This window comes from Proteus penneri (genome assembly GCF_022369495.1).
Lineage (GTDB): Bacteria > Pseudomonadota > Gammaproteobacteria > Enterobacterales > Enterobacteriaceae > Proteus > Proteus penneri.
The window spans coordinates 2,452,719-2,479,232 of record NZ_CP059690.1; the positions used below are offsets into that span (position 1 = coordinate 2,452,719).

Below are 26,514 nucleotides of genomic sequence, written 5' to 3' on the forward strand. Positions count from 1 at the left end.
CTACCTTGCTTTTTCAATATCCTCTTTAAGTGTTTGAACAATCACTTTAGCCGTCGCTTCCTTTTTCGCCTCAAAGCTGGGGCGCATAAACGGTTGTGCGGGCATCTTGGCAGTACCAAACTCAACAAACCACCAATAAAACGGATCATTTGGGTTCAATGCTGCACTTTTCCCCGTTGCTTGTTTAAAGGCAGACACCTTTTTACCCGATAATGATTTCACCCAAATGCGCGTTTTGACTTGCCCATTGCGTTGTACTTTCGTTTTAGAACGAATATTGCGCTTGATAGTGCCTTTGCGTCGATGAGGCACCGTTTCCTTAAGGATAGGCACTCGATGTTTGATTTCTTCTTTTAACGCCGAAGCACCTGCATTCATCGCCTTACGCGCGCTTTGATTTCTGGTTTTACGGGCAATGTCTTGCATTCGTTGAGCGAGTTCAGACAATCCACTGATTTTAATCTCACCCATCATTCACGCCCTCTTTGCACATTAATTGAAGCTCACGATGACGCTCATAAGGGTCAATAATCGAAATAATATTAAATATTCGCTTACCCCATACAATACGCATCGAAGTATCAATATCAGCGATATAGCGAATAAGAATTCGTGTTGTGGCCTCACTTTGTACTTGCTGGGCTTGAAAATATTCCCGCCCTTGATAAGGCATGATCGCTGCACGTACTTTTGTCGCATGATCCGTCCAAATCACATCATTACCACTGATGGCATCAGGCGCTAATACTGGTTTTTGAATATTAATAGAATGGCGTAATCGTCCCGGATCCATTAACTACCTCGCCAATTTCGACAAAGCAGTAACAATCGTTCTACTGCTTTATTTTCATATAACAGAATTTCACTTTGGCTGGTTCGATGTTCAAACATATCCCCCAGCACCAAAAGCATGGCAGATTTCACTTCATAAGGGATATCATCAGGTGATTTCCAAGCCGGTTCATCACACCATCTCAAACAATAATTTAATGCGCTTTGTGCATAAAATATAATCTGCTCATCACGATCATCACCGCTGTATTCGAGATGCTGTTTTAATAAAGAAAGAGGAATGACATCTAAGATATTCATGATGTAATACGGGATAGTTACCTACCCCGACCTATTACTTAAGCACTTCTTCCAGACGTTGGGAAAGTTCCTTTAATTAAGGCTTGAGGGCGATAATGGGCTAATGCTAAACGTTCTTCACACAAAATGGTCAGCATATTTTTCACAAAGTTATCACGATCTTCTCGACTCACTTCGATAACTGCATTCATTCGATCCCATACTTGAGACGCCAAATCAAATGCACCAACAGTAAACTCACCTTGTTTTTGTGCTTTTGTTGGAACAACAGGTAATCCCCACATTACATTTGAAGTAAACGCTTGTGGGCCACCAAAAATATAACGCCCTTCTTTGTCTTTCATTAACGCAATGGCATGCCAATCACGAGGATTTAAAATAATACCAGAGGCGCTAAATTCAGATTCTGTCACCTGATAAATGGCATGAGCAATCAGGTCAGCATGCGTGTCACCCGTAGCACTCAATGTGGTATCATAGGCAGTGGCAACATGGTTAATTCCCGTCAAATTATCCGCAGTACCGTCACCATTGAGTAATTGCTCCTCTTCCACTAATGCTAAGCCATACAATAAGCGGTTATTAACGTAAGACTGTAACTGCACAGCATCATCCATCACTTGGCGAGACGCTTGGATCCAATGAGCAATAGTGATCACATTTGCCGTTTGTTTTTCAAATGTCAGATTAGATTCTGGTTTTTGTGCCTTTTCTTTCACGGGTGCCGCGCTATTGGTAAACAATTTTTCGCGTACATATTCCAGTGAGTTACTGGAAATTCGGCCTTGTGCTAATAAATCGCGGATAACTAAACGACGCATCCCCGGCATAATAATACCCGGTACTTGCATCGGCTGAATGAGAACACCGGCTGAACTCGCATCACTGCCTAATGATTTATTAAAAGTTTTCACTTCATAAGAAGCCTGACTCCCATTCCATGATTTTGTCAGCACTTCTGCTGCTCGCTCAGAAAAATCTTTTTTCGCATTAGGATCATCAGCACTCGTTGCCCCTTTCTGCTCTAAATCAAACAGACGTTCACCGGCTTTTTTTAATTCCTCTTGGACTAAGGCTAAATCTGTTTGTAATTGCTTTGAAACTACGCCAGTAGCTTCAATTTCTTTCTTCTGTGCATCGAAGAGCTCTTGCACCTTTTTTTGTGATCCTTCGATGGCTTCTTGGATAATAGCTAAGTCAGACATATTCTATCCTTTCAGATTAAATGCATTAATTTGGTTAACAATGGATGCGACTAGGGATTGTTGAGCGTCATCGGACTCACTCCGAATAGCGGATTTGAAGCGGGAAATAAAACCGACTGCTTCTGATTTTGATAAACCGGCTGACTCTCTCAGCCAATCCTCAATATCTCGGATCGTTAATAACCCATCGATGCTCTTGAGTGATGAAACCTGTGCTTGGTCATTAGCGGGAAATGTACAAATACTGATTTCACGTAACAGGGAGATGTTTTTAAAAATACGACCTGAAGGTGTTCGCTCAAAATCATTACGCAGACAACCGAATCCGATAGAAAGCCCGTCAACCGTGCCATGCTTCATTGCCGCTTTTAGATCTTGAGCCGCACTATGACCGGGCGTCAGTTGTCCTCTTACACGTAACCCTTTTTGATCTTCCTCCATGTACTCCCACTTCCCCACAGGAAGCTCCCAGACTCGATGGTTATAAAACATAGCGACTTTTTGTTTTTGCTTATCTAAAACATGCTTAAATGCACCGGGTAAAATAATGTCACCATCGAGATCTTGATGACTAAATACGGAGGCATAACCTTCGAAAACGCCTTGTGTGCCATCTCCCGTAAATTTGATTTCCGCTTCATCAAAATTCAGTGTTTTTCTAATATCAGGCATTGAACCCCCATAAATAATTAAGCCCCACTTTCGTGAGGCTCCTTATTGAGTTGGTTAATCGGTAAATATTGTGCTTGCCGGTAAGCGACATCTCCACCTTCAAGAGGAGGATAATTATCGAGCCGCCGCATTTCATTAATGGTTCTTAGCCCCGATTCTCCCATCGCTTTCATAAACGCGGCGCGTGAAGTGGAATCGCCACGCAATAATCCATCAAGGTTATGTTCAGCACTGATGAATCCCCTAATGATTTTGGTAAAAATCATTAAGTTAAGGTGGATACACATCTTGTCATATGATCAAATGGTTTCGCGAAAAATCAATAATCAGACAACAAGATGTGCGAACTCGATATTTTACACGACTCTCTTTACCAATTCTGCCCCGAATTACACTTAAAACGACTCAACAGCTTAACGTTGGCTTGCCACGCATTACTTGACTGTAAAACTCTCACTCTTACCGAACTTGGCCGTAACCTGCCAACCAAAGCGAGAACAAAACATAACATCAAACGAATCGACCGATTGTTAGGTAATCGTCACCTCCACAAAGAGCGACTCGCTGTATACCGTTGGCATGCTAGCTTTATCTGTTCGGGCAATACGATGCCCATTGTACTTGTTGACTGGTCTGATATTCGTGAGCAAAAACGACTTATGGTATTGCGAGCTTCAGTCGCACTACACGGTCGTTCTGTTACTCTTTATGAGAAAGCGTTCCCGCTTTCAGAGCAATGTTCAAAGAAAGCTCATGACCAATTTCTAGCCGACCTTGCGAGCATTCTACCGAGTAACACCACACCGCTCATTGTCAGTGATGCTGGCTTTAAAGTGCCATGGTATAAATCCGTTGAGAAGCTGGGTTGGTACTGGTTAAGTCGAGTAAGAGGAAAAGTACAATATGCAGACCTAGGAGCGGAAAACTGGAAACCTATCAGCAACTTACATGATATGTCATCTAGTCACTCAAAGACTTTAGGCTATAAGAGGCTGACTAAAAGCAATCCAATCTCATGCCAAATTCTATTGTATAAATCTCGCTCTAAAGGCCGAAAAAATCAGCGCTCGACACGGACTCATTGTCACCACCCGTCACCTAAAATCTACTCAGCGTCGGCAAAGGAGCCATGGGTTCTAGCAACTAACTTACCTGTTGAAATTCGAACACCCAAACAACTTGTTAATATCTATTCGAAGCGAATGCAGATTGAAGAAACCTTCCGAGACTTGAAAAGTCCTGCCTACGGACTAGGCCTACGCCATAGCCGAACGAGCAGCTCAGAGCGTTTTGATATCATGCTGCTAATCGCCCTGATGCTTCAACTAACATGTTGGCTTGCGGGCGTTCATGCTCAGAAACAAGGTTGGGACAAGCACTTCCAGGCTAACACAGTCAGAAATCGAAACGTACTCTCAACAGTTCGCTTAGGCATGGAAGTTTTGCGGCATTCTGGCTACACAATAACAAGGGAAGACTTACTCGTGGCTGCAACCCTACTAGCTCAAAATTTATTCACACATGGTTACGCTTTGGGGAAATTATGAGGGGATCTCTCAGTGCATTGCCTCCAATTCCCATAATTTATTACGCCGATAATAACTTGGTGTAACCTTAAAAATGTACTTAAATCGACGTGTAAAAGATTGTTGGGAATCAAATTGATATTTTAATGCGATCTCAAGGATAGTTTTTTTCGTCAACCTCAACTCAACAGCCGCTTTCGTCAAACGACGAGCACGAATATAGCTAGCCAGTGTGACCCCTGTTACTTTTTTGAACAGCCGCTGAAAATACCACTTGGTATAACCCGCTTTATTCGCCACATCATCAAGCAGTAAAGACTGATCTAAATTATGTTCAATCCATAATAGAACATCTTTGATAACCGTTGTATGAAACTGCTTATCATCATATCTTAATTGGATGTTATTAGCTTTATTTTGATAGCGAGAATGCTGTTCAATATACATAAAATAACCTAAATGTTCTTAAGATTGTCACGACCACATCATCATGATACCATAAACATACTGACGGTATGTTATTTTAAATCTATCATGGAAAATAAAAATCATCAACAAGAAAATTTTAAGAGTACCTATCAATCACTGGTTAACTCAGCACGAATATTGTTTGTTGAAAAAGGCTATCAAGCTGTTTCAATAGATGAGATCTCGGGAAAAGCGTTGGTGACCAAAGGTGCCTTTTATCATCACTTTAAAAATAAAAAACAATTACTCAGTGCCTGTTATAAGCAGCAATTAATTATGATTGATGCCTACATCACAACAAAAACTGATTTAACAAATGGTTGGTCTGCCTTAGAAAGTATATTTGAACATTATCTTGATTATATTATTGATAATAATAAAAACCTTATCCCTATCCAAGAAGTGATGCCTATCATTGGTTGGAATGAACTTGAAAAAATTAGCCTTGAATACATTACTGGTAAGGTAAACGCCATTGTCAGCAAATTGATCCAAGAGAACCAACTTAAAGCTTATGATGATGATGTGCTTAAAAACTTACTCAATGGCTGGTTTATGCATATCGCAATACATGCGAAAAACCTAAAAGAGCTTGCCGATAAAAAAGGCCAATTTATTGCTATTTACCGCGGCTTTTTATTGAGCTTGAAAGATAAATAAAATAGATAGGTTTTATTTGAAGCTAAATCTTCTTTATCGTAAAAAATGCCCTCTTGGGTTATCAAGAGGGTCATTATATTTCGCGGAATAACATCATTTGGTGACGAAATAACTAAGCACTTGTCTCCTGTTTACTCCCCTGAGCTTGAGGGGTTAACATGAAGGTCATCGATAGCAGGATAATAATACAGTAAAACGCTAAACCAATAATCCAAATCCAGCCATCCCAAATTGGTAGTGAATGATTATAAATAACAGCAAACAGTAATGGGCCAATAACACCGGTTGCATTGGTAAGGCTCACCAATAATCCCTGTAAAGCACCTTGCTGATGACTCTTTGTTTGGATAGACATCACTCCCTGTAATGCAGGTAAAGCGATCCCACCACCAGCCAATAAAATTAAAACAGGGAAAACTAACCAACCTTCAGATATAAACGCTAAAAAGGCAAATGCACTACTATCTGCAATAAATCCGAGCAGTACTGCCGTTTTTTCGCCCCATTTAGTGGCTATTCTTCCTGCCACAAAGGCTTGGAATACTGAGTGTAAAAGACCAAGACCCGCTAATGAAAAGCCAACCATCATGCTATTCCATCCAAAACGATTTTCGGTAAATAGCACCCACACCGTTGCGGGAATTTGGCCTATCAATTGCGCTGAAAAATAAATAATCAACAAAATGGGCATCGTTTTAAATAAAGTGATGTATACCGAATTCGATTGCGTCTCAACCCCTACTTCGGTATCTGTATTATCACGTGTATTTTTGGTTTCACGGAACCAAAACATAACCACAAGGAAAGTGACAATATTTAGCAACGCAGCGATAAAAAAGGGACTATGCGGTGAAATCTCTCCTGCAAAACCACCAATAATAGGCCCCGCTATTAAACCAAGCCCAAAACTTGCCCCTAACCAACCGAACCACTTCACGCGTTGAGAAGCTGAGGTGGTATCGGCAATGACCGATGCCGCGACAGCCCCAGTAGCTCCTGTGATCCCTGAAAGCAAACGGCCTAAATACAGCATCCAAAGCGCACTTGAAAAAGCCAGCAATAAGTAATCCAGCGATGCGCCTATTAATGACAACAACAGCACTGGGCGCCGACCAAATCGGTCAGACATTTTTCCAAGCCAAGGAGCAAAGATAACCTGCATTAACGCATAAAGTGCAAGCAATACGCCAAAGTGGTTAGCGATATCTTCCGAAGCAATAAATTCACGTAATAACGTTGGCAAGACTGGCATGATAAGGCCAATCCCCATGGCATCGAGTAACGTAATTACCAATGCGATCTTTGTCGAACTATTCATTTCACTTTTCTCTATCACTGATAGGGAGTGGTAAAATAACTCTATCAATGATAGAGTGTCAACAAAAATTAGGAATTAATGATGTCTAGATTAGATAAAAGTAAAGTGATTAACAGCGCATTAGAGCTGCTTAATGAGGTCGGAATCGAAGGTTTAACAACCCGTAAACTCGCCCAGAAGCTAGGTGTAGAGCAGCCTACATTGTATTGGCATGTAAAAAATAAGCGGGCTTTGCTCGACGCCTTAGCCATTGAGATGTTAGATAGGCACCATACTCACTTTTGCCCTTTAGAAGGGGAAAGCTGGCAAGATTTTTTACGTAATAACGCTAAAAGTTTTAGATGTGCTTTACTAAGTCATCGCGATGGAGCAAAAGTACATTTAGGTACACGGCCTACAGAAAAACAGTATGAAACTCTCGAAAATCAATTAGCCTTTTTATGCCAACAAGGTTTTTCACTAGAGAATGCATTATATGCACTCAGCGCTGTGGGGCATTTTACTTTAGGTTGCGTATTGGAAGATCAAGAGCATCAAGTCGCTAAAGAAGAAAGGGAAACACCTACTACTGATAGTATGCCGCCATTATTACGACAAGCTATCGAATTATTTGATCACCAAGGTGCAGAGCCAGCCTTCTTATTCGGCCTTGAATTGATCATATGCGGATTAGAAAAACAACTTAAATGTGAAAGTGGGTCTTAAAAGCAGCATAACCTTTTTCCGTGATGGTAACTTCACGGTAACCAAGATGTCGAGTTAACCACCCTTTAGATTCATAAAGCGAAAATAATGCGGCTCCAACGTACCCACCTAAGGAAGGTGCGATTTAATCAGTCATGACGATCCAGAGCCTGGATATCCTCCTTACGCGGCAAAGTAAGCACCCCAGTTTGGACAATATTTAATCTCCCCCATCAACTCAGGGTAAGCAAAATGTCACTGCTCCACTGATATTACAATGATTTTCACGACATCCCCGCCAGTTGTCCCGCCCGCACCAAATTGCACATTGCAAACAGCATTGAAAGCCGGTTGTGGTTCTTCATCAGTCCCCGTAATCGTGTTTTGCTGAAACCAAACTGGCACTTCAGTATCCGGAAAGGATGCTCAACCTTTGCCCTAATACCTGCTTTCACATATTCATCATGCAGCGCCTGCTTATTCAGCCGGGGATGCTGTCTGAGCTTTTTTACGGCATGAGGACCTTTGGCAATAAACCACTCTTTAACCCGATGTGTCAGAGAGTCCCGTTTTTCTGCCCCGCGATATCCGGCATCGGCGAAGACAATTGCTACCGGCTCCGTAATCAGGCTATCCGCCGCATTCAGGTCATGCACATTTGCCGCCGTGGTCACTACTTTTTCCGTCAAGCCTGTGGCCGCATCAACAGCAATATGAGCTTTCATACCAAAGTACCACTGATTTCCCTTGCGGGTCTGATGCATTTCAGGATCCCGTTGACCGGCTTTATTTTTTACGGAACAGGGAGCGGAAATAATGGTCGCATCGATAATGATGCCCTGACGTAACATCAGTCCGGCCTGCTTCAGTTTCTGGTTAATCAGTGCCAGTATCTGTTCTCCTGCATGATGTTTCTCCAGAAAATGGCGGAAATTCATGATGGTTATGCGATCTGGCACCGTGTCACAGATCCCCGCAAATTGACGGAACGGCAGGACATCATGCAGGGCGTCTTCAGCCGCTCCGTCACTGAGGTCAAACCAGAGTTGCAGGCAGTGGATACGGAGCATAAGCACCAGGGGGAAAGGCCGTCGGCCGCGACGGGATGACGGATAGACGTGAAGCAGCTTATCAGCAATATCCTGCCACGGCACCAGAACATTCATACGGTCAAGAAAACGGGATTTACGGGAGGAATAGCTGGAAATGGCAGGCATTGTAAACAGCTCATGATAAAGAAAGCTTTATGTTCTCACATATGACGATTAAATCGCACCTTCCTTAGCAGATCGTCTTACTTTATTTATAACATCAAAAAATAAAACTAAAATATATACCTGTTCAGCTTAACTTATTATATACCTTCCTGATGAAGCCGGACGATATGTTTATACTGAACAGAAAGAATGCCAACCAGAATATTATCTTCTGTTATACATGGCGGTTTATTTATTGTTTAATTAAACATATTCAGGCATATTTCTATACCATCATGATGTTTTCACTGGTGTTACTACTGGTATTAATACTAATGTTAATACTACAGGTGCTTTTACAGCATTCTGGTATTGTTTAAAACGACTGTCGCAGCAGTCTTTCTGGTGTTGTAAATACTATTATTGTAAGTGCTATTACTATAAATACTATTATTGTTATAACTGCATCTGGTGTTGTTACTAACTTATTACTGTTATTGTTACTGCTTTCTTTATTACTATTGCTGTTCGTCTTTGCTTGTTTTTTCTTATTAAGGATATTACCAAACTACGGGAGCATTATCGTACAGTGATCCTGAACCATTCTGAAACGAGATTACACATCACGACGAAAAGATAAAAAAAAGCCACCATTCCTTCCGGATACAGTGGCTTAAATAAAGTATTAATTAACTTATTTCAGTATGTTATCACACATCATCTGAAGTGTATTAATAAACCTGGCTGCATGAAAGCCATCACAAACGGCATGATGTACCTGTACAGAAACAGGTAATAATACGCGGTTATCTTCCTGCTGAAACTTCGCCATAGTAAACACCGGAGCAAAATAATCATCATTACCGGTGATATTCAGGTTAAATCCGTCAAAACTCACCCAGGGTAATGATGATATATTCAGGTGGTTCTCTGGTAACGCTCCCTGCGGGAACAATGCAGTATTATGCTGATATTCTGCCATCACCGCATTATAGCCCGCCATAAATTCACTGATATCCGGACAATAACGGCAGAAGAGCGCAGAAAATGTTTCAGTCTCTTTATGAAAAACAGTAAATACAGGATCGGTCTGATCCCAGTAAATCAGTGCATTATCTTTCATTGCCATCCGGAACTCCGGAAACTGATTAACAACCCGGGAGATCAGATAAATCATCACCGGATAAAATTTATAATCCGTTTCCGCCAGTGCGGTACGCAAAGCTGTAATATCGAGTTTTGTGGTCAGGCTGAATCCGCATTTTATCTGCTGACGATAAAGAGCAAAATGTTCTCTGCGGTTCCAGGTGTTCAGATCAATTCTGGTAAAATTCATGTTTATTCCTTCTGATTAATAGCGAAAAATATTAATAATCAGAAGGCAGTCTGGTTGTCTCAATGGGCAGCATCCCGTCCTCCGTAAGCCGCTTGGTACAGAATAATGATATCAGATTCGGGCTCGCGAATTCAACTTCGAAGTGCAATTCCCGATTAAAAATCAGGCTGCTTTCAGAAGTTCGTCAAAAACCACCTGTGGCTGTTTAAATCCCAAGCATTTGCGCGGCCTGAAGTTCAGCCGCTTTTCGACGGCTGACAGTGCCTCTGCTGTCACCACACTCAAATCACTGCCTTTGGGCACATATTGCCGCAGCAGACCATTGCTATTCTCATTCTGTCCCCGTTCCCATGCACTGTATGGATGCGCAAAGTACACCTGCGCTTCCAGCTCTGCTGCAACACGTTCATGTTCGACAAACTCGCTACCATTGTCAGCTGTGATGGTATGGACATGTGCCTGGTAGGGTTTCAGCATGCTGATAATGGTGTCCGCCACCGCGCTGGCTGTTTTGCTGGGAACGTATTGAACCAGGTAGAGCCGGCTCTTACGCTCCAACAGACTCACTATTGCACCGCTGCCTTGCTTACCCAACACGGTATCGACTTCCCAATCTCCCACACGGCTCCGCTCATTGACTATCGCAGGGCGTTCATCAATCGATACCGGATTGGGAATGACACTGCGTTTGCTGTTCTTACCCTTGCGATAGCGTTTGTGACCCTGACGCAGATGCCGGTATAGCGTGCCACCGTTGACCTTGTCGCGTGCCACATAGCGGTATATCCACTCGTGGCTAACCGGGCAGTTAATCATGTCTCCAACGCCACTGATTTGCTCGGGACTCCAGTCCGCGACCAGCGCCATGCAAACAAAGTCGATGGTATCAGACGGGACAGTACGCTTCTGACTCGTCAGCCGTCGTGCCGTGGCAAGTTGGTGAGCCTGCTGCGGCTGATAGGCCTGCCCAGCACAATTACGACGAAGCTCACGACTGATAGTCGATGGATGAACCCCGAGCTGTTTGGCAATGCGGGCCTGTGACAGGCCATGGTCACGGAGGCAGGCAATCTGGTATCGTAGCCCCTCGGTCAACTGCTGGTATTTCATGGTGTATCGCTTTGTTTCTTTGGCGAGAAGAAGCGTACCCTAACTGGTAGTTGACCGCCTCTCTCCTATGCACCATGGGCATTGCACTTATTATCTGAATTCACGCTTAAGATGTATTAAGGAAGGTGCGATTTAATCGTCATATGTGAGAACATAAAGCTTTCTTTATCATGAGCTGTTTACAATGCCTGCCATTTCCAGCTATTCCTCCCGTAAATCCCGTTTTCTTGACCGTATGAATGTTCTGGTGCCGTGGCAGGATATTGCTGATAAGCTGCTTCACGTCTATCCGTCATCCCGTCGCGGCCGACGGCCTTTCCCCCTGGTGCTTATGCTCCGTATCCACTGCCTGCAACTCTGGTTTGACCTCAGTGACGGAGCGGCTGAAGACGCCCTGCATGATGTCCTGCCGTTCCGTCAATTTGCGGGGATCTGTGACACGGTGCCAGATCGCACAACCATCATGAATTTCCGCCATTTTCTGGAGAAACATCATGCAGGAGAACAGATACTGGCACTGATTAACCAGAAACTGAAGCAGGCCGGACTGATGTTACGTCAGGGCATCATTATCGATGCGACCATTATTTCCGCTCCCTGTTCCGTAAAAAATAAAGCCGGTCAACGGGATCCTGAAATGCATCAGACCCGCAAGGGAAATCAGTGGTACTTTGGTATGAAAGCTCATATTGCTGTTGATGCGGCCACAGGCTTGACGGAAAAAGTAGTGACCACGGCGGCAAATGTGCATGACCTGAATGCGGCGGATAGCCTGATTACGGAGCCGGTAGCAATTGTCTTCGCCGATGCCGGATATCGCGGGGCAGAAAAACGGGACTCTCTGACACATCGGGTTAAAGAGTGGTTTATTGCCAAAGGTCCTCATGCCGTAAAAAAGCTCAGACAGCATCCCCGGCTGAATAAGCAGGCGCTGCATGATGAATATGTGAAAGCAGGTATTAGGGCAAAGGTTGAGCATCCTTTCCGGATACTGAAGTGCCAGTTTGGTTTCAGCAAAACACGATTACGGGGACTGATGAAGAACCACAACCGGCTTTCAATGCTGTTTGCAATGTGCAATTTGGTGCGGGCGGGACAACTGGCGGGGATGTCGTGAAAATCATTGTAATATCAGTGGAGCAGTGACATTTTGCTTACCCTGAGTTGATGGGGGAGATTAAATATTGTCCAAACTGGGGTGCTTACTTTGCCGCGTAAGGAGGATATCCAGGCTCTGGATCGTCATGACTGATTAAATCGCACCTTCCCTAAATGGAAACGGCGTTCACTCCAATCTAAACACGCACAACAGATTTTACGTGAATGTTTGGAAGGAACGTCAATTCCCATTTCATGAAAATATTGAATACCACTTAATGTGATCATTGAACCATTTTCAGTGATCCATTGCTGTTGACAAAGGGAATCATAGATCTTAACGGCAACTTCGCCAGCTAAATGATCATAGCAAGTACGTGCTTTTCGTAAATGCACTGGCGTGGAAACTTTGGCATGTACGCCATGGTTTAAGGAGATCCCCATCATACTTTCCATCAATTCAGCAATATCTTTTCCTGCTAGCCGAAAATAACGATGCTTGCCTTGAGCTACTACTGTGATTAGCTGGCAATCTAATAATTTAGATAAATGACTGCTCGCCGTTGAAGCTGATATATTCGCCACAGAACTTAGCTCAGTGGCCGTCCAAGCTCGCCCATCCATCAAAGCACTGAGTATTTTAACTCGTGAAATGTCAGACATAGCCGCCCCTATCGCGGCTATTGAGGACTCAAAGGTAACCTCTTTTCGTATTAAATTAGCCATCGCAAGTTCACTTTATTGCCCAAGGGAGCGTAACAGATGCAGCCATACTATCATTGTCCGTTATTAATATCAGTTGGTTAGCATGGTCACTGTATTGCACTAAAATATTAATGTTATTCTCCGCCAATACTCGTGCTATTTCGCCAAGTTCCCCCGGTTTTTCCTGTTTTAACTTACGAATTAATGGTGTCCGGATCGCAAGTACTAACAGTCCAGCTTGCTCTAGCGCTATTTTAGCTTCCTTTCCTTGTTCAACAAGAAAATGAGCATGGCATTCATCACCAACCGTAAATATCCCTCCCCCTTCCAATCCAATACCTTTATTACCTAATGTTTTTCCTAGTAATGCTAATTGTCCTATTTGATTATCTAAAACAACGTGAACATCAAACATTATCCTTGTCCTTTTTAAATGAATATTCGCGAGTAATATGAGCAATACTAATTTTGTAAAAATCAAATATTGACTCTCGCCCTTCTTGTTGAGCTTTCGCATGTAAAACATGATTTTTCCATTGCAGAACTGCGTATTCGTTTTCCCACCAAGATAGCGATAACATTTTTCCTTCTGTAGCTAGACTTTGAAAACGTTCAATTGAAATAAAACCAGCTACATGACTTAATAGTGGTCTTAACTCCTCAGCTAAAGTCAAATAGCGAGTTTGTTGGTCGGGTTGTATTTGCACCTCAAATATTACAGCAATCATATTTTTCTCCGTTATTAATCAACAAACAGAGTAATCCACCCGAAAATTAACACTTCGATAAGCAACGAAATATAGAAAGGTCATGCTGCTGTTTTATGTTGTATATCACACTTCTTTAAATTGCTCGGCCTGCGCTTATCATGTTCTCCTTCTCTTATAATTTTGTTTATTATTTATACTTTTTTATTTTTTGCTATCACCGAAAATAGTGCGGATCCCGCATGGTATTTAGGTTTACCCATCATTAAATACCATTGTTGTTATTTTAATCTTTTTAATATTTCATGATTAAGATCACACTAAAATTATGACCCTATTAACTAAAAGTTATGGATACCCTAATAAAACTCATTGTTAAAGATTAGTTAACCAAAGTAACTTCATTTTTCACTATTGTTAAATTGTTATAGTGAAAATTCTGGTAAACTAATAGAGGTAAAAAAATGATCCTAGATGCCAGTTATACATTATTAGTCGCATGTATCGCGCTACTCATAGGAATGTTTGTCGTAAAATTTACCCCGTTCCTACAAAAAAACCACATACCAGAAGCCGTCGTTGGTGGCTTTATTGTTGCAATTGTTCTGTTAATTATTGATAAAACATCAGGTTATTCGTTTACTTTTGATGCTTCATTGCAAAGTTTATTAATGCTCACATTCTTTTCCTCTATCGGGCTAAGTTCTGACTTTTCTCGACTGATTAAAGGAGGAAAGCCGTTAGTTCTATTAACTATTGCAGTAACGATCCTAATCGCCATTCAAAATACTGTCGGCATGAGTATGGCTGTCATGATGAATGAAAGTCCATTTATTGGCTTAATTGCAGGTTCAATTACTCTAACAGGTGGTCATGGTAATGCCGGAGCATGGGGCCCTATTCTCGCTGATAAATATGGTGTAACAGGCGCCGTTGAATTAGCGATGGCTTGTGCAACACTTGGATTAGTGTTGGGTGGTTTAGTTGGCGGCCCTGTTGCCCGTCATCTTTTGAAAAAGGTCTCTATTCCTAAAACAACCGAGCAAGAGCGCGACACTATCGTTGAAGCTTTTGAGCAACCAAGCGTCAAAAGAAAAATCAATGCAAATAACGTTATTGAAACCATTTCAATGCTGATTATCTGTATTGTTGTTGGTGGCTATATCAGTGCATTGTTTAAAGATACTTTTCTGCAACTGCCTACTTTTGTCTGGTGTTTATTTGTCGGTATTATTATCCGTAATACACTGACTCATGTATTTAAACACGAAGTGTTTGAGCCGACCGTCGATGTATTAGGTAGCGTTGCTTTATCGCTTTTCTTGGCAATGGCGTTAATGTCATTAAAATTTGGTCAATTGGCAAGCATGGCAGGGCCAGTATTAATTATCATTGCTGTACAAACTGTTGTCATGGTGCTATTTGCCTGCTTTGTCACCTTCAAAATGATGGGCAAAGATTATGATGCTGTCGTGATCAGCGCGGGTCACTGTGGCTTTGGTATGGGAGCAACACCAACAGCAATTGCGAATATGCAAACAGTCACAAAAGCATTTGGACCATCACATAAAGCTTTCCTTGTCGTTCCTATGGTCGGTGCCTTTATTGTTGATATTTCAAACAGTATCTTAATTAAAATATTTATTGAAATTGGTACATACTTTACCTAATAGCTACACACTACTCGGCGTACTTCTCCTAACAATTTATTATAGGGCAGTATGCCGAGCCGCTTTCTTACCCCGTATATTCCCCTAGTCAATCTATTTAGCTTGCACGTTTACGAATTAATTCTCGTGACAACTAAACCAAAATTTGAATTATGACGAGTATATCTGATTATTTATACTTTATTCGTTAGAATAGTCCGTAGAAATAAATAATCAGTAGGCTACATGGAATGAAATTAAGACATCTCGATATCTTTTATGCTGTAATGACTTGTGGTTCCTTAACGCGTGCGGCTGAAGTTTTACATATTTCTCAACCCGCGGCGAGTAAAGCACTCAAACATGCTGAGCACTGAGAGATCCCCTCATAATTTCCCCAAAACGTAACCATGTGTGAATAGATTTTGAGTAAGCAGGGTTGCAGCCACGAGTGAGTCTTCCCTTGTTATTGTGTAGCCAGAATGCCGCAAAACTTCCATGCCTAAGCGAACTGTTGAGAGTACGTTTCGATTTCTGACTGTGTTAGCCTGGAAGTGCTTGTCCCAACCTTGTTTCTGAGCATGAACGCCCGCAAGCCAACATGTTAGTTGAAGCATCAGGGCGATTAGCAGCATGATATCAAAACGCTCTGAGCTGCTCGTTCGGCTATGGCGTAGGCCTAGTCCGTAGGCAGGACTTTTCAAGTCTCGGAAGGTTTCTTCAATCTGCATTCGCTTCGAATAGATATTAACAAGTTGTTTGGGTGTTCGAATTTCAACAGGTAAGTTAGTTGCTAGAATCCATGGCTCCTTTGCCGACGCTGAGTAGATTTTAGGTGACGGGTGGTGACAATGAGTCCGTGTCGAGCGCTGATTTTTTCGGCCTTTAGAGCGAGATTTATACAATAGAATTTGGCATGAGATTGGATTGCTTTTAGTCAGCCTCTTATAGCCTAAAGTCTTTGAGTGACTAGATGACATATCATGTAAGTTGCTGATAGGTTTCCAGTTTTCCGCTCCTAGGTCTGCATATTGTACTTTTCCTCTTACTCGACTTAACCAGTACCAACCCAGCTTCTCAACGGATTTATACCATGGCACTTTAAAGCCAGCATCACTGACAATGAGCGGTGTGGTGTTACTCGGTAGAATGCTCGCAAGGTCGGCTAGAAATTGGTCATGAGCTTTCTTTGAACATTGCTCTGAAAGCGGGAACGCTTTCTCATAAAGAGTAACAGAACGACCGTGTAGTGCGACTGAAGCTCGCAATACCATAAGCCGTTTTTGCTCACGGATATCAGACCAGTCAACAAGTACAATGGGCATCGTATTGCCCGAACAGATAAAGCTAGCATGCCAACGGTATACAGCGAGTCGCTCTTTGTGGAGGTGACGATTACCTAACAATCGGTCGATTCGTTTGATGTTATGTTTTGTTCTCGCTTTGGTTGGCAGGTTACGGCCAAGTTCGGTAAGAGTGAGAGTTTTACAGTCAAGTAAGGCGTGGCAAGCCAACGTTAAGCTGTTGAGTCGTTTTAAGTGTAATTCGGGGCAGAATTGGTAAAGAGAGTCGTGTAAAATATCGAGTTCGCACATTTTGTTGTCTGATTATTGATTTTTGGCGAAACCATTTGATCATATGACAAGATGTGTATCTACCTTAACTTAATGATTTTGATAAAAATCATTAGGGGATTCATCAGTGTTCAGCATGGTATTTTCCCACTTCGGGTGGTTTTAGAAGCCAACGCGCAATGCAATTTTCCCATCGGGAGATATAGGGTTGTAAGGTATATTGAAGAAAGCCTAAGTTTTGTTGTTCAATACCTGTTCCCCAGCTTGTTGATTTTTCAACATCACCGACTAAGTGCGGTGGAACACCAAAGAAACGCGCTAATTCACTGACTTGAAATTTTCGGGAAGACATTGTTTCTGCATCTTGAGGACTAACGCCAATATCTTGTGCTTGAAATCCCCCTTCTAAGATCCACAATCGTTTTTTAACGGGGCCACCCGCAATTTCTTTGAAATTCTCTTCAAGTTGGCTACGTTGCTCTTTATTTAATACCTTATCACCCGTTGTTAGAATTTTAGGAGACTTAGCCCCATTGGCATAAAACTCACGTTGTTGATCTTCCATCGCAACGGCCGTGCTTGCTGTCTTACATGCATAAGCAATAGGCGACAATCCAACTAACCCATTAAAACCAAACCCTTTTAAATGAAAAATTTCATGTTGTTTAAATTTCGCAAATTCATGATCACGCTGATATTTATAGATAATATTCTTCCCCTCCATGCGCACATCCATATTGGCAGACAACAGAGGAAGCAAGCTGATCACATCACCGACTTTATTTCGCTCAATCAACGCGAAAGCATTACCATAAAAGCAAAGCTGCATAGTCATTGCCTCTCGGAATTCTTGAGCCGTCATATATTGATTGGGCGAATATCGCAGTAATCGAGCCAATGGGTGACTTAAATCGACTTTGGTTCTATTTCCCTGTTTATCCGTTTCGAACACATCCAGTGGCAAACAAGCCGTTAACGTCGAAATTAAGCTAACACAACGCCAAACCGTTGATATTTGGAGTATTCGCTCATCATTTACAGAAGAATCACCAAGTGAGCCTTGCGCTGAGATAACGCCTGATTGTGAACCTTGTTCAGGTGTCACGAGTCTTCCCCCAACGAAGAAGGAAGCCAGACGCGCAAACCAACCATGATTAGTGCGCAAATCGATTGAATATTGTTTATCTGTCATCACATACTCAATGGGTTAGAGAAAAAATCATCAAGGTTGCCATTATCAACCTCACCTTCCGCAGCACCAATCGCCATTGCAGAGGCCACCACACCATCGATTCGACCGGTGCTTTTTTTCTTGGCAAAGACGCGGTTATCTTTTTGGTCAGCCTCAAGCACAGCGGATGCAGCATTCCATCTCAAACAAGGATTGGTGTGGATCTCAATCTTCTTGTCATCAATGAGCTGTTCAAACAGTTCGATAGAGTGTGGCATCCACAGCCCTGAATCTTTGGCTTTGTAATATCCTTGTCCATGCGGAGTTAAAGGAACCGTCACACCCGCGTCATCGAGTTTGGGTTCAAGGTATTTAATGCGATAAGGGTCAAAGGCAATGGCTCTCATGCTGACGTGCATCGCCATTTCAGCAATGCGTTCTGCCACAAATTCATATCTCACCGCATTCCCTGGCGTGGTATGCATAAAACCTTGCCTTACCCATAAGTCGTAAGGCACTCGGTCGGTTTTCGCTCTATCCAATAAAGTGTCTTTGGGTGTCCAAAATTCGACATAAAGACGTTTGAGACGAGGAAAATACAAGGCTAATGCGGTTAAATCTTTGGTTCCCGATAAGTCCAGTCCGCCATAACACTCTTCACCTTGAAGGTCATCGAATGTGAACGTGTTTTCACACTGCATCCATGTTTCACTGTTAATCCACGGATTATCGGCATCCACCCACTGACAAAAATTAAGCCGACGCACAATGCTTTCTTTCGCGGGCATACCTCGAGCTTGTGTCACTTGCTCGCGCAAATAGCGATCAGAAAAGGTGTAGCCCAGTGATGGATTGGCTTTCCCCCAGCAAGACTCATCCTTAAAGGGATCATCGCCTTCATCCAGTGAGCAAATATAGGAAAAGAAACTGTCGTCTTCGATAGTTCCTTCGGCGACTTTTCGTCCGTATTCATGATAGTCATAACACACACTGGTTTTATCATGGCCACTGTTGGTGATCATAAATATCAAGGCTTGCCGCCGACCTTTTGTACCCGCTCGCATCATCTCGACGGCGGTATTATTTTTGTGCTCATGAATTTCATCAATCAACGCACAATGGGGACGAGGCCCTGATTGCCCATCATCCGAACTAATCGGACGAAAGAATGAACTCGTTTTCAAATAAGCCAAGTTCCACTCTTTGCCTGTTCCGCCTGATTTGGTGATCCGCTGACTTAATGCGGGAGATTGATCAACCATTGCCACCGCATCACGAAACAAAACCATGGCTTGGTCTTTTTTCGTGGCTGCCGCATACACTTCAGCACGCGGTTCACTGTCGGCGACTAAACAATACAACCCAACGCCACCCGCCATCGGTGATTTTCCTGAACCTTTACCTGATTCAACGTACACCATGCGAAATCGCCGTGTACCATCAGTCATTTTCCAGCCAAAAATGGAGCCAATCACAAAGCATTGCCAAGGCAATAAAATAAACGGTTTGCCTTCATGTTCCCCGCCATTGAGCTTTAAGACTTTCGCGAAAAAATCGATCACCCTTTTGACAGCCTCGACATCCCAGACTAATCCTCGTTGCTCGGCTTCGTTTAAATCTTTGAGATGACGTGCACATGCATGACGAATATCAGGCCCCGCTAAGATTTTGCCTTGATGCACGTCTTGCGCGTATTGTGTTGCGGGATCAACCGAAATATTGGTTGAGCGGATCTCCCTCTTCTTCTCCACCATCCATATTCACCTTCGAGCGAGCGGCAGGGGTTAAACCAAACTCGACTAAATAACTTTTAAAACGGCGATCTGCATCGGCCAACATGGCAACAGCAGGATTCGCTTTAATTAAAAAATCCCCTGATTGCGTTTTTGTGGTGTATGTCCGCCCCTCAATGGCAATGGTGTCTCGCAATTGAAGAATATCGGCGTAGATATCACACAGCCGTTCTAATGCCAGCGTGTCAGCCACGGTTAAAACACCCATTCCATCGAGTAATAAGGTTAATTTTGCCCACGCCATTTTCCCCCAATCCGTTAAATGTTCGGGCGGGCTTGGAATTTCACGTTTAGGTTGGGGTTCTTTATCGTTGAGTTTTCGTTTTCCCGGATTACCGGTGACCACCTTCAAGTGGGTCGGTTTCGGGCGTCTTCCTGCCATCGGAACCTCCCAGAAAAAAACTTTTCATTTCGCGGTTGTGCGCACAAATGAGGGCGCTAGGTAATCAGGGCGAAAGTGTCTGAACTTTTACCCCGCCCCCACCCTGTATTCATGGTGTTATTGATGCCAATGAGAATGGGGATCAAGTGGAATGCCATCCGCATTACAGCCAATGACTTTGCCACTCTTTTCGATACGTTGTTTGGTTGAGTTATGATGCAGTTCGCATAAGCTTTGAAAGTTCTTTGTGTCCCAGAATAAGGCTTGAGCTTTTGCGATACGTTCTTTATCACCTGATTCAAGTGCCTCTTTAAGACGATGCGGAGTAATGTGGTCAACTACTGTGGCTGCAGTAATACGTCCTTGCTCTTGGCACATGACGCAAAGTGGATGTTCATTAAGAAATGCTAATCGCACCTTTGCCCACCGACCACCATAGACATTGCGTTTTTTCATGGTTTATTTCTGACGACATCAGCGTCTATTGATGATTGCTTATTGCAGGTAATAATTCCTTTGAATATAGCGTCACTAGACGTACTAAAACCTAAAGAATTATCGCTACTAATAACATAATGTTCATAATCAGCCTTATCCGCCCATTGATTATGAGTGGTTGCTAGTGTGATGATAGTTTGATTTATCTCATGTATTTTTTTTAGCAATTTAGCTGGCTTATCAATACTATTTAAATCGATGATTTTTGTGTTTCTTGGATCTGTATAAGGAAATTGCCCTGAATGACAAATCGCTATGAATTCTTTATATAGGTTGCTTCTCTCTTCAATTAGCTGCGATATTTCTTTTTGCAAGTAAACACAATGACCTATTGCCTCATAATTAATCTGTTTGTTTGACATAATAAACTCCAATAAAAAGCCATTAGGGCCTATTCATCGTTAGATATTAATTAAATCAACATCCTCAATTTTAAGGATCGCTATTCAATACCAGGAATATAGATTTGAGCTTCTTTAAGAATTCGTTCCCTCGCTGTTAGTAGTAACTGCTTTCTACCACCAACACCCCAGTTAGCCATCGTTCTCGCGCAGCTACTAACATTTTTTGTTTCGGTATTGATTACATGATCTAACTTGTTCAACTTAGCCATGATATCTAACCCTTTTCTCGTAGCATCCTTAAAGGTGTTATATACGAGAATTTCAAACTCAGGCTTTAGCCAAGCTGCGTATCTAATAACAACCAATTCTAATGCCCACACACCATGATTAAGCCCACCGTTAATGACTTTGACCGCAGTGCATTTTTGCATTGCGCTTAATTTTTCTACAAATGTCTTAACCTGTTTGCTTCTCAAAAATTGACTTGGCTTTTGATTCTCTCTGGCTTCGCCATTTGCCACGGCTGAGGCATGTAAATCATTTAGATTATATCTTCCTTTGTCATCAACGCGAACAGATACACCATTAATACTTACTCTTGGATATTGCATAACGTATTACCTTCATTTGAAATGAACCCTCGTTCACATAGAAAATCAGCCCGTCGAAGCTCGCCAGCTATAACTGACTTTCTCGAAGGCTCATATCAAAGTGATTGGATTCGACGTTTGTGAATTGCTCTGTGAATGAGCGATGTAATGCGTATAAAAAAAGCCACCAGCGATTAACTGATGGCTATCTGTATACACAACTCAATGAATGATGTTTGTAGATGATGTCTCTCCATCGTCACGCCCCTTCTTCTACCTACAGCTGACGTTGCTGATAATGACCGAAAAATAACAAAACGGTGGTATTCGTTGTTTTTGATTTCTCTTATACACTCAATGTGAGGAGAACATGTCATCGTTAATGTAATAAGAACAGCGACAACGCGACGCTACATATAAAATAGTAGCTAACTGCATACCCAATGTGCCTTGATACAATTCACCTTTATCAATGCACTTTTTCCACATAGCTTAATACCTTTATAAATCATGCCATCAACTAGCATTTTTAAAAATACGCACAATCTTTGTGATCCGGCTTCTTTTTCATTTAACTATTGATGCAACATGAAAATTGGTTACGATAATACCTATCTTCATTATAAACCTAGACAGATATGATATTTTAGATATTGCACAAGAATCATACAAAAAATTATTTATAAATTAATAATTTAAGTTTACGAATCAAAATTTATCAGTTAATATTTTTCTTGATGATATGTTAATTATAACGCCGTTTTTCGCCTCTCTCCCGAGGCGTTTTTTTATTCATAAAGTAACCTTTACATTCTATTCTCTGTTACCTGATATTTTTTGGCACTGAATCCACCCAATGAAAAAATAAACAAGTTATCACAGGTAATCCTTAACCATAAAACCTCATAAATAACGATTTCTAACCCAATATTTTTAGTATCCATTAAAAATCATAAGGTTACTTATCTAATCTTTGATCTAAACACTAGAAACATATTAAGCAAGTATATATGCTTAGCAACTTATACAACGTATAAGTTACTTCTATCTATGAGACTTAGTGTCTTCCTTTGGGCACACTGATTAGACTCTGTATTTTAGCTTTATTGTCACCCCTGTAATTATCCTAGCTTACAGGGGATTTTTTTCTAAACAATTTGCTAAACTCAAATTAGTAATTATACTTAAAAAAGTTATGCATAATAGTATCGCTATATTTATCATTAAATTGATATTTTGTTCTACTTAGCCTTTCGTTCATATAGATATGAAGGGCTTTTCTTATTAAAAGTAGCACTAAATATCAAATTCAACAATAATATTAGTATCCCCTCATTTACTAATCAGCAGCTATAAAGATAAAGCTTGTTTATAATATCTTTCAATTAAAAAGCCACCAGCAATCAAAACTGATGGAGATTATGTTGGATATTTCTTATCTTCCTTTCTCTATAACTAGCATTGCTTGTTATGCCCCAAATAGCAACGTAGTGATATTCGTAGAGAATATCTGATAACAACTGTATGTTAAACAATCAAAATACAATATTTTTCTTGGCATCATGCAGAAATAACAGTATAATTGACACATGTTTATTGTTGCTTCATTTCAGCCGCCCTATGAACTCAAACTCATGGGGCTTTTTTTATTCCATATCTAACTTTCTAAAGACAACTAATCAAAAATAAGGTTGATATGTTTATCTGAGTTATACTTTATTAACATCACTATACTTATAGTGATTAGTAATTTGAGTATTTCAGTCCATTTTATATAACTCAATTTCAGACATTTATATCCAATATAATTTATAAAATACTAAAATATTCTTTCTATTTTAATAAAGATAACACAACATCCTCATATTTTTTACCCATAGGTGAATATTCTCCCATATCACAAACATCAAACTCCTCTTTCAAAGAATCATAAATAATGCTTGCAAACATATCACAATCCACCATTCTCTCATCTTTTGTAAGTTCATAAATTAAATGATAATGTTGAAGTAACTCAGTATCAAACCTAGGGTTAAAAGATAATGGTATTTGATCACCTTCACTGTTTACTTTATTTCTATTGTTATGCATTAAAAGATAAACATTATCAAACGCTATATCCTCTTTCGCTGCAACACATGCAACATAAGATTCATATGTTGCCGTTGTAACTAGAGTTCTTTCCATTAATGCCTGAGTATTAATTGATAAGGATAACAGAGTAATAATAATTAATATTTTATTTATCATTTTCATAAAAATAATTTATAGTATTTTCTATTACTTTTAGGATAACATCATTATTAAATAATCCAAATATTTCTCAATGAAATTATAATCCCTATCATTTCATCATATAAAATTCATTTTAATCATAATATCAATGTATAAAAATTTATATTTTTAAAACTCGATCACCGCATATAACATTAATCTTCATAACCAAATTAAATAAAAATAATTTTATCTTACTTCCAATCATACAGAGATATCCCATTTAATTTTTTAATAATTTAACCTTTTATTGTGGTAATTTAGATTAATTCGTTTATTTATATGACAATTGATGATATCTTAAGAGAAGATCATAATATTGATTAATATCCTTTCCTGTTTAGCCCATTTCTTATATTGGGCTTTTTTCTTGAATGCCTTCATTCCTCTTAATTTTTCCTTAACAATTCACACTAGATACTAGAAATTTATTAAACAGATAAATATACTACATATCGTCATAATTCATTTTTTATAACTTTTTATTCGCGCTCTATACCATGAGCGCATTTTTTTATTCTAAGCATTCATGTTTGATATAATCCTGTAACCCAAGAATCACTCGTTCTGACTCTGCAATTCGCTCTCTGAGTAACCAATAATTTCGGATAGCGGTGTCTGTAGGTCGGGCGGTGGTTGCATAAGCCAAGCTGGTGGAGGGAGTGGTTTTGACTTTGGGACACTCGGCTTTGATGTACACCCGCTCAGGATGACGCTCGCTAATATCACGCAAGCGACTAATTTCATTCTTGGCATTCGCTAACTCCTGCGTATATTGAATATCCAGTTGGTTTAACCGCATTATGCGTGCTTGATAATCAGTATTAATAGACTTCTGCTCTTCGAGAGCTACTGTCAGTTTTTTGTTGGTATCTGTCAGTGAATTAATCCTATTAGCTTGCCAATTAATCACCCAATAGCCCCCCACAATGATGCCTACCATCACAATGACAGCATAGAGTTTCCCATATTTCATGATTAATACCGATGATGTGAGAGTGCAATCTGACAGCGTTTTTCTAAACTCACTGGGTCTTTAGTACATGAGTTATCAATCAAGAGATAAATACCACCAGCGACTGTGATGAGTAATATGAGGATAAAGCTGATAATGATGATTAAAGGTTTCCATGACATAGTGCTGACTCCGCTTCTCGACGACTGACAAGCCCTCGCCAAACCTTTCCTCCTGCATAAACCCAACGTTTCATTTCTTCACAAGCACCCGCTCTATCACCGGCGTTTAGTTTCTTAAGTAATGTTGAACGAGAAAATGCGGTTGTTCCCACATTAAAAGCAAAGGAATATAAAGCGGCTTTGGTGTAGTCATCGAGTGGTACTTTGATTAATGCATCGACTTGCTGTTGTGTCTTAATAAAATCGTTTTGTAATAACGCATCACATTCTTGTTGTGTGTATCTCTTACCTTGAATAATGTCTTTGCCTGTATGCCCATAACAAACTGTTAGAACACCCGCCACATCACGATAAGGTTCATAACGCACACCTTCAAAATGGGCTATTACTACTAACGCAATTGCTGTTGCTCCTGCTGTTGTTATCGCCGCTATTTTCTGTTTGAGAGACATTAAATATCCTTTGGCGCTTTCACCATTAATTCAGCAAGCCTTTTTAGGGTTTCAGTTGGGTTTTGTGGGTCAACATGACGAACAAGCTCTTCAAATAATTGAGTGCGTTTTCGTTGTTCTCGACGAGTCATAAAGTAAGTGGCTAAACCCAGAACCATGCTAAACGCCATCCCGATAACAAATCCCCATTCATATAATGAGAGGCTAGCAAAAAAGGCCGTTAAGCCTGCGGTTCCGTAAGTTACATTGGTTAATTTTTCCATGCGCATAGCCACCCCCAGAGGAGTGTCCGTTAATGATTAGTGTGAGAGAATTAAAAGTGAAACGATAAAAATTAGGCGGATATTGATACTTTAAGTGCCTTTAATAAACCTTCAGGCAACTGCTCTTCAAGTGACGCATTAGACACAATTACAAGGCCATACATGGATATCCATGTATTCGTTTGTTGTAAGTGTCCCTGAATAAATTGCTTCGCTTTCTCTAACAAATAAACACAACTCTCTTGTGTGTTTTTGCGCCAATAGGATTCAATCGCCACCAGCAATGGATCACCTGCATCATTAATCTTTTGTGTGCCGATTCGATATTGCTTTTTACCTGCGGGAGATGTCGTGCAAATTAGTTGTGTGAGTTGTTGAGTTTCGCCATCAGCCGTATGGATATTCGCCGTTAAAATGGCTGAAGTATTCATTTCGCTGTCTGTTTCTGAAGCATAGTGAAGACTAAACTGTAATTCGTTTATCTCTTTTGGCATGATGCGCACCTTTTATTGATATATGTCATATTTAGACAAGAAAAAAACCACTGTTGTGGATTCATATAATTGATATTTTAATGATAATAATTATCATTACAGCACATATCTGGTTT

At 40.9% G+C, this 26,514-nt stretch carries 28 protein-coding genes and 6 pseudogenes; 6 read left to right on the forward strand and 28 right to left on the reverse strand.

Annotation, left to right across the window (positions count from 1 at the left end; all coding sequences use genetic code 11):
- The 6 genes and pseudogenes from H1225_RS11070 to H1225_RS11095 form a co-directional block, all read right to left on the reverse strand.
- Entirely contained in the window at positions 1 to 474 is a 474-nt protein-coding gene (locus tag H1225_RS11070) for an HK97-gp10 family putative phage morphogenesis protein (protein ID WP_004251585.1), read from the reverse strand.
- Positions 464 to 793, reverse strand: coding sequence for a phage head closure protein (locus H1225_RS11075; protein WP_004251588.1), 330 nt, complete (start codon positions 791 to 793; stop codon positions 464 to 466). The genes H1225_RS11070 and H1225_RS11075 overlap by 11 nt, the downstream gene beginning before the upstream one ends.
- Positions 793 to 1,092: a head-tail connector protein gene (locus H1225_RS11080; RefSeq protein ID WP_004251590.1), complete on the reverse strand. Its 300-nt coding sequence runs from the start codon at positions 1,090 to 1,092 to the stop codon at positions 793 to 795. Before H1225_RS11080 ends, H1225_RS11075 begins: the two co-directional genes overlap by 1 nt.
- Positions 1,093 to 1,130: 38 nt before the next feature.
- Positions 1,131 to 2,297, reverse strand: a complete 1,167-nt coding sequence (locus H1225_RS11085) for a phage major capsid protein (protein ID WP_004251594.1) — start codon at positions 2,295 to 2,297, stop codon at positions 1,131 to 1,133.
- Positions 2,298 to 2,300: 3 nt separating this feature from the next.
- Complete coding sequence (locus tag H1225_RS11090; RefSeq protein ID WP_004251596.1) at positions 2,301 to 2,969, reverse strand: HK97 family phage prohead protease; 669 nt, start codon at positions 2,967 to 2,969, stop codon at positions 2,301 to 2,303.
- A 17-nt stretch (positions 2,970 to 2,986) separates the two neighbouring features.
- Positions 2,987 to 3,211: pseudogene (locus tag H1225_RS11095) on the reverse strand (phage portal protein); the annotation flags it as partial.
- Between the two features lie 96 nt (positions 3,212 to 3,307).
- Between H1225_RS11095 and H1225_RS11100 the strand changes: the two are divergent.
- Positions 3,308 to 4,516: an IS4-like element ISVsa5 family transposase gene (locus H1225_RS11100; RefSeq protein ID WP_001339197.1), complete on the forward strand. Its 1,209-nt coding sequence runs from the start codon at positions 3,308 to 3,310 to the stop codon at positions 4,514 to 4,516.
- 30 nt (positions 4,517 to 4,546) lie between these two features.
- On the opposite strand, the pseudogene H1225_RS11105 reads toward H1225_RS11100, so the two are convergent.
- Positions 4,547 to 4,942 (reverse strand): annotated as a pseudogene (locus H1225_RS11105) (helix-turn-helix domain-containing protein); the annotation flags it as partial.
- 87 nt (positions 4,943 to 5,029) lie between these two features.
- On the opposite strand from H1225_RS11105, the gene tetC reads away from it, so the two are divergent.
- Positions 5,030 to 5,623, forward strand: a complete 594-nt coding sequence (gene tetC / locus H1225_RS11110) for a tetracyline resistance-associated transcriptional repressor TetC (RefSeq protein WP_000428546.1) — start codon at positions 5,030 to 5,032, stop codon at positions 5,621 to 5,623.
- 112 nt (positions 5,624 to 5,735) lie between these two features.
- Here tetC and tet(B) read toward each other — a convergent pair whose 3' ends face one another.
- Positions 5,736 to 6,941, reverse strand: a complete 1,206-nt coding sequence (gene tet(B) / locus H1225_RS11115) for a tetracycline efflux MFS transporter Tet(B) (protein WP_001089072.1) — start codon at positions 6,939 to 6,941, stop codon at positions 5,736 to 5,738.
- Between the two features lie 81 nt (positions 6,942 to 7,022).
- Between tet(B) and tetR(B) the strand changes: the two genes are divergently transcribed.
- A complete protein-coding gene (tetR(B), locus tag H1225_RS11120) occupies positions 7,023 to 7,646 on the forward strand; it encodes a tetracycline resistance transcriptional repressor TetR(B) (protein ID WP_000088605.1) in 624 nt (207 codons plus the stop codon).
- Here tetR(B) and H1225_RS11125 read toward each other — a convergent pair.
- The 4 genes and pseudogenes from H1225_RS11125 to H1225_RS11140 all read right to left on the reverse strand — a co-directional run.
- Positions 7,624 to 7,758: pseudogene (locus tag H1225_RS11125) on the reverse strand (transcriptional regulator); the annotation flags it as partial. The gene tetR(B) and the pseudogene H1225_RS11125 sit on opposite strands and share 23 nt — an antisense overlap.
- Positions 7,759 to 7,909: 151 nt before the next feature.
- The gene (locus H1225_RS11130; protein WP_239739120.1) at positions 7,910 to 8,842 is read right to left on the reverse strand and encodes an IS5-like element ISKpn13 family transposase; all 933 of its coding nucleotides are present in this window, start codon (positions 8,840 to 8,842) and stop codon (positions 7,910 to 7,912) included.
- Positions 8,843 to 9,515: 673 nt separating this feature from the next.
- Positions 9,516 to 10,157 carry a type A-2 chloramphenicol O-acetyltransferase CatII gene (locus H1225_RS11135; RefSeq protein ID WP_011751353.1) on the reverse strand — a complete coding sequence of 214 codons (642 nt, stop codon included), beginning with the start codon at positions 10,155 to 10,157 and terminating at the stop codon, positions 9,516 to 9,518.
- A 162-nt stretch (positions 10,158 to 10,319) separates the two neighbouring features.
- Positions 10,320 to 11,267, reverse strand: a complete 948-nt coding sequence (locus H1225_RS11140; RefSeq protein WP_239739121.1) for an IS30-like element ISAeca1 family transposase — start codon at positions 11,265 to 11,267, stop codon at positions 10,320 to 10,322.
- Positions 11,268 to 11,451: 184 nt separating this feature from the next.
- On the opposite strand from H1225_RS11140, the gene H1225_RS11145 reads away from it, so the two are divergent.
- On the forward strand, positions 11,452 to 12,384 hold the full coding sequence (locus tag H1225_RS11145; protein WP_004235553.1) for an IS5-like element ISKpn13 family transposase: 933 nt from the start codon (positions 11,452 to 11,454) through the stop codon (positions 12,382 to 12,384).
- Positions 12,385 to 12,533: 149 nt separating this feature from the next.
- Here the strand turns inward: H1225_RS11145 and H1225_RS11150 are convergent.
- From H1225_RS11150 to H1225_RS11160, 3 genes and pseudogenes are all read right to left on the reverse strand, one after another.
- Positions 12,534 to 13,091, reverse strand: a pseudogene (locus H1225_RS11150) (ArsR/SmtB family transcription factor); the annotation flags it as partial.
- 7 nt (positions 13,092 to 13,098) lie between these two features.
- Positions 13,099 to 13,485 carry a hypothetical protein gene (locus H1225_RS11155; protein WP_000460651.1) on the reverse strand — a complete coding sequence of 129 codons (387 nt, stop codon included), beginning with the start codon at positions 13,483 to 13,485 and terminating at the stop codon, positions 13,099 to 13,101.
- The gene (locus H1225_RS11160) at positions 13,478 to 13,798 is read right to left on the reverse strand and encodes an antibiotic biosynthesis monooxygenase family protein (RefSeq protein ID WP_000562370.1); all 321 of its coding nucleotides are present in this window, start codon (positions 13,796 to 13,798) and stop codon (positions 13,478 to 13,480) included. The genes H1225_RS11155 and H1225_RS11160 overlap by 8 nt, the downstream gene beginning before the upstream one ends.
- Positions 13,799 to 14,241: 443 nt before the next feature.
- Between H1225_RS11160 and gltS the strand changes: the two genes are divergently transcribed.
- Entirely contained in the window at positions 14,242 to 15,447 is a 1,206-nt protein-coding gene (gltS, locus tag H1225_RS11165) for a sodium/glutamate symporter (protein WP_000599533.1), read from the forward strand.
- A 230-nt stretch (positions 15,448 to 15,677) separates the two neighbouring features.
- Positions 15,678 to 15,797, forward strand: a pseudogene (locus H1225_RS11170) (LysR family transcriptional regulator); the annotation flags it as partial.
- Positions 15,798 to 15,812: 15 nt separating this feature from the next.
- On the opposite strand, the gene H1225_RS11175 reads toward H1225_RS11170, so the two are convergent.
- From H1225_RS11175 to H1225_RS11235, 13 genes and pseudogenes are all read right to left on the reverse strand, one after another.
- Positions 15,813 to 17,021: an IS4-like element ISVsa5 family transposase gene (locus H1225_RS11175; protein WP_001352368.1), complete on the reverse strand. Its 1,209-nt coding sequence runs from the start codon at positions 17,019 to 17,021 to the stop codon at positions 15,813 to 15,815.
- A 106-nt stretch (positions 17,022 to 17,127) separates the two neighbouring features.
- Positions 17,128 to 18,192, reverse strand: a pseudogene (locus H1225_RS11180) (phage portal protein); the annotation flags it as partial.
- Positions 18,192 to 19,925 carry a terminase large subunit gene (locus tag H1225_RS11185; protein ID WP_239739122.1) on the reverse strand — a complete coding sequence of 578 codons (1,734 nt, stop codon included), beginning with the start codon at positions 19,923 to 19,925 and terminating at the stop codon, positions 18,192 to 18,194. The pseudogene H1225_RS11180 and the gene H1225_RS11185, both read right to left, overlap by 1 nt.
- The gene (locus H1225_RS11190; RefSeq protein WP_239739123.1) at positions 19,879 to 20,346 is read right to left on the reverse strand and encodes a phage terminase small subunit P27 family; all 468 of its coding nucleotides are present in this window, start codon (positions 20,344 to 20,346) and stop codon (positions 19,879 to 19,881) included. The genes H1225_RS11185 and H1225_RS11190 overlap by 47 nt, the downstream gene beginning before the upstream one ends.
- 117 nt (positions 20,347 to 20,463) lie before the next feature.
- A complete protein-coding gene (locus tag H1225_RS11195; protein WP_239739124.1) occupies positions 20,464 to 20,802 on the reverse strand; it encodes an HNH endonuclease in 339 nt (112 codons plus the stop codon).
- Positions 20,799 to 21,206, reverse strand: a complete 408-nt coding sequence (locus tag H1225_RS11200; RefSeq protein ID WP_135017195.1) for a hypothetical protein — start codon at positions 21,204 to 21,206, stop codon at positions 20,799 to 20,801. Before H1225_RS11200 ends, H1225_RS11195 begins: the two co-directional genes overlap by 4 nt.
- Before the next feature lie 80 nt (positions 21,207 to 21,286).
- Entirely contained in the window at positions 21,287 to 21,799 is a 513-nt protein-coding gene (locus H1225_RS11205; protein ID WP_088207158.1) for a KilA-N domain-containing protein, read from the reverse strand.
- A gap of 1,812 nt (positions 21,800 to 23,611) precedes the next feature.
- Positions 23,612 to 24,034, reverse strand: a complete 423-nt coding sequence (locus H1225_RS11210) for a hypothetical protein (protein ID WP_129586838.1) — start codon at positions 24,032 to 24,034, stop codon at positions 23,612 to 23,614.
- Positions 24,035 to 24,566: 532 nt separating this feature from the next.
- Positions 24,567 to 25,028, reverse strand: a complete 462-nt coding sequence (locus tag H1225_RS11215) for a lysis protein (RefSeq protein ID WP_239739125.1) — start codon at positions 25,026 to 25,028, stop codon at positions 24,567 to 24,569.
- A 2-nt stretch (positions 25,029 to 25,030) separates the two neighbouring features.
- The gene (locus H1225_RS11220) at positions 25,031 to 25,189 is read right to left on the reverse strand and encodes a hypothetical protein (protein WP_239739126.1); all 159 of its coding nucleotides are present in this window, start codon (positions 25,187 to 25,189) and stop codon (positions 25,031 to 25,033) included.
- Positions 25,171 to 25,641, reverse strand: coding sequence for a lysozyme (locus H1225_RS11225; RefSeq protein ID WP_239739127.1), 471 nt, complete (start codon positions 25,639 to 25,641; stop codon positions 25,171 to 25,173). Before H1225_RS11225 ends, H1225_RS11220 begins: the two co-directional genes overlap by 19 nt.
- Positions 25,641 to 25,910 (reverse strand): phage holin family protein, encoded by a 270-nt coding sequence (locus tag H1225_RS11230; protein ID WP_046334538.1) that lies wholly within the window; start codon positions 25,908 to 25,910, stop codon positions 25,641 to 25,643. Before H1225_RS11230 ends, H1225_RS11225 begins: the two co-directional genes overlap by 1 nt.
- A gap of 65 nt (positions 25,911 to 25,975) precedes the next feature.
- Entirely contained in the window at positions 25,976 to 26,398 is a 423-nt protein-coding gene (locus tag H1225_RS11235) for a hypothetical protein (protein ID WP_166477282.1), read from the reverse strand.
- Positions 26,399 to 26,514 lie beyond the last annotated feature (116 nt).

Bases quoted from the DNA above. Each gene is read 5' to 3' on its own strand.
- H1225_RS11205 (WP_088207158.1), bottom strand. From the start codon at position 21,799: ATGCAATATCCAAGAGTAAGTATTAATGGTGTATCTGTTCGCGTTGAT.
- H1225_RS11220 (WP_239739126.1), bottom strand. From the start codon at position 25,189: ATGTCATGGAAACCTTTAATCATCATTATCAGCTTTATCCTCATATTA.
- H1225_RS11230 (WP_046334538.1), bottom strand. From the start codon at position 25,910: ATGCGCATGGAAAAATTAACCAATGTAACTTACGGAACCGCAGGCTTA.
- H1225_RS11210 (WP_129586838.1), bottom strand. From the start codon at position 24,034: ATGAAAATGATAAATAAAATATTAATTATTATTACTCTGTTATCCTTA.
- H1225_RS11145 (WP_004235553.1), top strand. From the start codon at position 11,452: ATGCCTGCCATTTCCAGCTATTCCTCCCGTAAATCCCGTTTTCTTGAC.
- H1225_RS11195 (WP_239739124.1), bottom strand. From the start codon at position 20,802: ATGAAAAAACGCAATGTCTATGGTGGTCGGTGGGCAAAGGTGCGATTA.
- H1225_RS11130 (WP_239739120.1), bottom strand. From the start codon at position 8,842: ATGCCTGCCATTTCCAGCTATTCCTCCCGTAAATCCCGTTTTCTTGAC.
- H1225_RS11190 (WP_239739123.1), bottom strand. From the start codon at position 20,346: ATGGCAGGAAGACGCCCGAAACCGACCCACTTGAAGGTGGTCACCGGT.
- H1225_RS11200 (WP_135017195.1), bottom strand. From the start codon at position 21,206: ATGTCAAACAAACAGATTAATTATGAGGCAATAGGTCATTGTGTTTAC.
- H1225_RS11085 (WP_004251594.1), bottom strand. From the start codon at position 2,297: ATGTCTGACTTAGCTATTATCCAAGAAGCCATCGAAGGATCACAAAAA.
- H1225_RS11100 (WP_001339197.1), top strand. From the start codon at position 3,308: ATGTGCGAACTCGATATTTTACACGACTCTCTTTACCAATTCTGCCCC.
- H1225_RS11235 (WP_166477282.1), bottom strand. From the start codon at position 26,398: ATGCCAAAAGAGATAAACGAATTACAGTTTAGTCTTCACTATGCTTCA.
- H1225_RS11175 (WP_001352368.1), bottom strand. From the start codon at position 17,021: ATGTGCGAACTCGATATTTTACACGACTCTCTTTACCAATTCTGCCCC.
- H1225_RS11140 (WP_239739121.1), bottom strand. From the start codon at position 11,267: ATGAAATACCAGCAGTTGACCGAGGGGCTACGATACCAGATTGCCTGC.
- H1225_RS11225 (WP_239739127.1), bottom strand. From the start codon at position 25,641: ATGTCTCTCAAACAGAAAATAGCGGCGATAACAACAGCAGGAGCAACA.
- H1225_RS11160 (WP_000562370.1), bottom strand. From the start codon at position 13,798: ATGATTGCTGTAATATTTGAGGTGCAAATACAACCCGACCAACAAACT.
- H1225_RS11070 (WP_004251585.1), bottom strand. From the start codon at position 474: ATGATGGGTGAGATTAAAATCAGTGGATTGTCTGAACTCGCTCAACGA.
- H1225_RS11080 (WP_004251590.1), bottom strand. From the start codon at position 1,092: ATGAATATCTTAGATGTCATTCCTCTTTCTTTATTAAAACAGCATCTC.
- H1225_RS11075 (WP_004251588.1), bottom strand. From the start codon at position 793: ATGGATCCGGGACGATTACGCCATTCTATTAATATTCAAAAACCAGTA.
- H1225_RS11135 (WP_011751353.1), bottom strand. From the start codon at position 10,157: ATGAATTTTACCAGAATTGATCTGAACACCTGGAACCGCAGAGAACAT.
- H1225_RS11185 (WP_239739122.1), bottom strand. From the start codon at position 19,925: ATGGTGGAGAAGAAGAGGGAGATCCGCTCAACCAATATTTCGGTTGAT.
- tetC (WP_000428546.1), top strand. From the start codon at position 5,030: ATGGAAAATAAAAATCATCAACAAGAAAATTTTAAGAGTACCTATCAA.
- H1225_RS11155 (WP_000460651.1), bottom strand. From the start codon at position 13,485: ATGTTTGATGTTCACGTTGTTTTAGATAATCAAATAGGACAATTAGCA.
- H1225_RS11090 (WP_004251596.1), bottom strand. From the start codon at position 2,969: ATGCCTGATATTAGAAAAACACTGAATTTTGATGAAGCGGAAATCAAA.
- H1225_RS11215 (WP_239739125.1), bottom strand. From the start codon at position 25,028: ATGAAATATGGGAAACTCTATGCTGTCATTGTGATGGTAGGCATCATT.
- gltS (WP_000599533.1), top strand. From the start codon at position 14,242: ATGATCCTAGATGCCAGTTATACATTATTAGTCGCATGTATCGCGCTA.